General features: G+C 63.7%; 3 protein-coding genes and 1 pseudogene. 2 read left to right on the forward strand and 2 right to left on the reverse strand.

Annotation, left to right across the window (positions count from 1 at the left end; genetic code table 11):
- Positions 1-247, reverse strand: a pseudogene (locus AC1D00_RS31390) (UPF0104 family protein); the annotation flags it as partial.
- A 427-nt stretch (positions 248-674) separates the two neighbouring features.
- Here AC1D00_RS31390 and AC1D00_RS31395 point away from each other — a divergent pair.
- Positions 675-1,181, forward strand: coding sequence for a YciE/YciF ferroxidase family protein (locus AC1D00_RS31395; protein ID WP_477013329.1), 507 nt, complete (start codon positions 675-677; stop codon positions 1,179-1,181).
- 46 nt (positions 1,182-1,227) lie between these two features.
- On the opposite strand, the gene AC1D00_RS31400 is transcribed toward AC1D00_RS31395, so the two are convergent.
- Entirely contained in the window at positions 1,228-2,469 is a 1,242-nt protein-coding gene (locus AC1D00_RS31400) for an MFS transporter (protein WP_477013330.1), read from the reverse strand.
- Positions 2,470-2,697: 228 nt separating this feature from the next.
- Here AC1D00_RS31400 and AC1D00_RS31405 point away from each other — a divergent pair.
- Positions 2,698-3,737, forward strand: a 1,040-nt coding sequence (locus AC1D00_RS31405) for an MFS transporter (RefSeq protein ID WP_477013331.1), incomplete at its 3' end; no start/stop codon positions are given.

The following is a 3,737-nucleotide window of genomic DNA, read 5'->3' on the forward strand; positions in this document are numbered from 1 at the left end:
GTGCAAAAAAGTCGTAGAAGGTCAGCGTACAGAACGCGAAGAAGACGCAGATCGCCGCCAGCCCGATATTCCCGCGGGGAATTTCGGTCAATGCAGTCAGGATGACGCCGGTGTCGATACCCTTGAGGGTCCGCACCAGTGTGGTGATTGCGAAGGCAATGATGAAGACGCTCGCGGCAATTCCGAGCCGTCGCCAGCCAATCCATCTCTTGAAGCCGCGCTTCAACGCGGGCAGCAGTCCGTGCATTCATCCTCCCGGCGGGGGGCAAGACCGACAAGGCCAGGTATTGGCCAGTCGGGCGCGATGGTTGCCAAAGGCAGGCGTCGATCGCTAGGCATGATCCAGATCATTTAAGGCAAAAACGGTGACTTGTGCAGCCCTTGACAAGGATAGGTTCTGTGCCGGACCGGCGACTTTGTCATATGTGGTTCACATCGGACGCGCGTTAAGCATATGAGTCGTCAGACCGGCCCGGCCCGCGCGTTCGCATGTTGGCATGGTTTCATGTCGTGCCGTCCGCTGCATTGTTCCAGCGCAAGCGAAGCCGGCATTTTAGGAACGTCGATGCCGCGTGCCCGTTAGCGCCTCATCAGCAATCGAACATGGCGGAAATATGCGGCTATTCGTGCAAGCCGGTGCCTCCGTGTTCCCGAAACCCAAGAGGATCGGAACGATGGGACTGTTCACAAAAGACATCAAAACCATGAACGACCTGTTCGTGCACCAGCTCCAGGACATCTACTATGCCGAGCAGCAGCTCACCAAGGCGCTGCCGAAAATGGCCGACAAGGCCACCGACCCGCAGCTGAAACAGGGCTTTTTGACGCACCTCGAGGAAACCAAGCAGCACGTCAAGCGGCTCGAGGAAGTGTTCAAGATGCACGGCGTGCAGGTGAAGGCGGTCGACTGCCCGGCGATCGACGGCATCATCGAGGAGGCGGAGGAGACCGCCGGCGAAGTCGCCGACAAGGCGGTGCTCGACGCAGCGCTGATCAATGCGGCGCAGGCCGCCGAGCATTACGAGATCGTGCGTTACGGCAGCCTGATCGCCTGGGCCAAGCAGCTCGGCCGGACCGATTGCGCCGCCGTGCTCGCCAAGACGCTCGAGGAAGAGAAGGCGACCGACAAGAAGCTCACGACGCTTGCCGAGAGCAAGGTGAATTTGYGCGCGGCAAGCTGACGGCGAGATACCTTCCGTCAGGAGACGCCGTGCATCCCGCGCGGCGTCACTTTCTCGGCTCCATCGCGCCGGCCTGGTATTTCAAGCCGAACACCAGAGCGACCACCGCAAAGACCGCAATCGTCGTGGCGAAAACCAGACTGGCGACGGTGGAGCTGATCAGCGTCGAGAGGACGCCGATTCCGATCACGGGAAGCGCGTTGCCGAGAAAGCAGCAGACGAAATAGGCCGAGACCACTTCGGCGCGGCGATCATCCGGTGCGATCTGGTTCACGACCTGCAGGCTGCCGCGATAGCCGAGGCCTGCCGCGACGCCGCAGGTGGCGGTCGCCGCGATCATGACGACGAGCGATTCCGCGAACTGTGCGGTGACGAGCAGGGCAAGGCTCGGCAACATCAGGCCGAGCGACCAGAGCATCGCGGCGCGGCTCGGCAGCGAGCGCGTCAGGGCAATGACGAGTGCAACGGCCGCCGCAAGCTCGAGGAAGATCGCGCCGGCGACCGCGTGGCTGGTGACATGCAGCTCGCTGGCGAGCACGCTCGGCGCGAGCGCGGCGAAAAAGGCTACGAGGGCCATGGCACCGAAGCCGGTGACCGCGGGTGCCACGAACCGGGGCCGGATCGACGACGGAACGCCGGCGCGGGGCCGTAGCGACAGCTGCGCGAAGGCGGCCAACGGACGATTGATTGTCTCACGAGCGAAGGCGAGAACGGCCGCGACAATGAGCAGTATTGCGAGATACGCAATGAACGGCGTTCGCAGTGGAAATGCGACATACTCGGCAAGCAGGCCGGCGATCAATGCCCCGAGACCAAGGCCGGTGAAGTTCGCGATGGTTGCGATCACGGTGGCGCGGGAGCGGTCCTGTTCGGCGACCAGTTCCGCAAGCCATGCGGTGCCGGTTGCGGCGCCGATTCCGATCGCAAGACCGCTCAGCACGCGTGCAACATAGAGCGAGGCGATCCCGTGTGCGAACAGGAACACGAGCGCGCCCACGATGGCGATCCCGATGGCAATGACCGCAGTGCGCCGCCGCCCGACCTGATCGGACATCCGGCCAAATATCATAAGCGCGGTCAGGTTTCCGACGACGTAGACGGCGTAGATCAGGGTCAATGYGATCTGGGAGAAACCCAATTGCTGCTTGTAGATGACGTAGAGCGGGGTTGCGACCGTGCTGCCGGCGAACAGCGCGCCGATCAGGCTCCCGACAGCAACAATGGTTGCGGTCTTGCCGAACTCCGACCTTGCGCCTGACGGAACCGAGGTGGTGCCAACTCTTGCCATGACTTTCGCTGCCTTGAAGAGAGGATGAGAGGCTCAACACGAAGCGATCTCGCGCTGTTCCCATGCCTCCGCGCGGACGGGGCTTGCATGGCGAGCAGGGCACGAGGCTTCAATGCCTTCCGGCGCGGGATGCGATTTATCTCGTGATGATGCTTCGATCATAACCGAAGCATGATCACGCAACGAAAGCTTAAATGTTGGCTTCACCCGCAAACATCGAGGTGGATCATGCCGGCAGAATATCTTCAGCTGCATTCGTCTCCGAAAGCGTGGAACGCGCGAGGCGCGCAAGCTGCGTCCGCGCTGACGCTGGCCGCGATGAGCCTCGGTTATGGCGTGGTGCAGCTCGACGTCACCATCGTCAACACCGCGCTCGATGCGATGGGCAGGACGCTCGGCGGCGGTGTTGCCGAACTGCAATGGGTCGTCAGCGCCTATACCATTGCCTTTGCCGCCTTCATCCTGACGGCCGGCGCACTCGGCGACCGGATCGGCGCCAAGCGCGTCTTCATGGCCGGGTTCGCCATCTTCACCGCGGCCTCGCTCGCCTGTGCGTTGTCGCCCAATGCAATCGTGCTGATCGCGGCACGACTGGTCCAGGGCCTGGCGGCGGCAATCCTGGTGCCGAATTCGCTGGCGTTGCTCAACCATGCCTATGCGGACGACCGCGCGCGCGGCCGCGCCGTCGCGATCTGGGCCGCCGGAGCCAGCCTTGCGCTCACCGCGGGCCCCTTCGTCGGCGGCGCGCTGATCACGCTGGTCGGCTGGCGCGCGATCTTTCTCGTCAACCTTCCGATCGGCCTCATGGGCCTTTGGCTGAGTTGGCGTCATGCAACGGAGACCACGCGCGCGCTCTCGCGCGAGATCGATCTGCCCGGCCAGCTTGCGGCAATCGGCGCGCTGGGGGCGCTCGCCGGCGCGATCATCGAGGGCGGCGCGCTTGGCTGGGATGATCCGGCCGTGCTCGCGGCCTTCGCTTCCGCCCTCGTCCTGGCCGTGCTGTTCGTCTGGCGCGAGAGCCGCGCGGCGCAGCCGATGCTGCCCTTGTCCCTGTTCGGTCACCGGCTGTTTACCTTGACTGCGCTCGTCGGCCTGCTCGTGAACATCGCGATCTACGGCCTGATCTTCGTGCTCAGCCTGTACTTCCAGAGGATCAACGGGCTGTCGGCGTGGCGGACCGGACTAGCCTTCGTGCCGATGATGGCCGCGGTGCTCCCGGTCAATCTGCTGGCATCGCGCCTCGCCGAGCGCATCGGTCCGTGCCCGAC

The organism is Bradyrhizobium sp. P2_E8 (genome assembly GCF_056403875.1).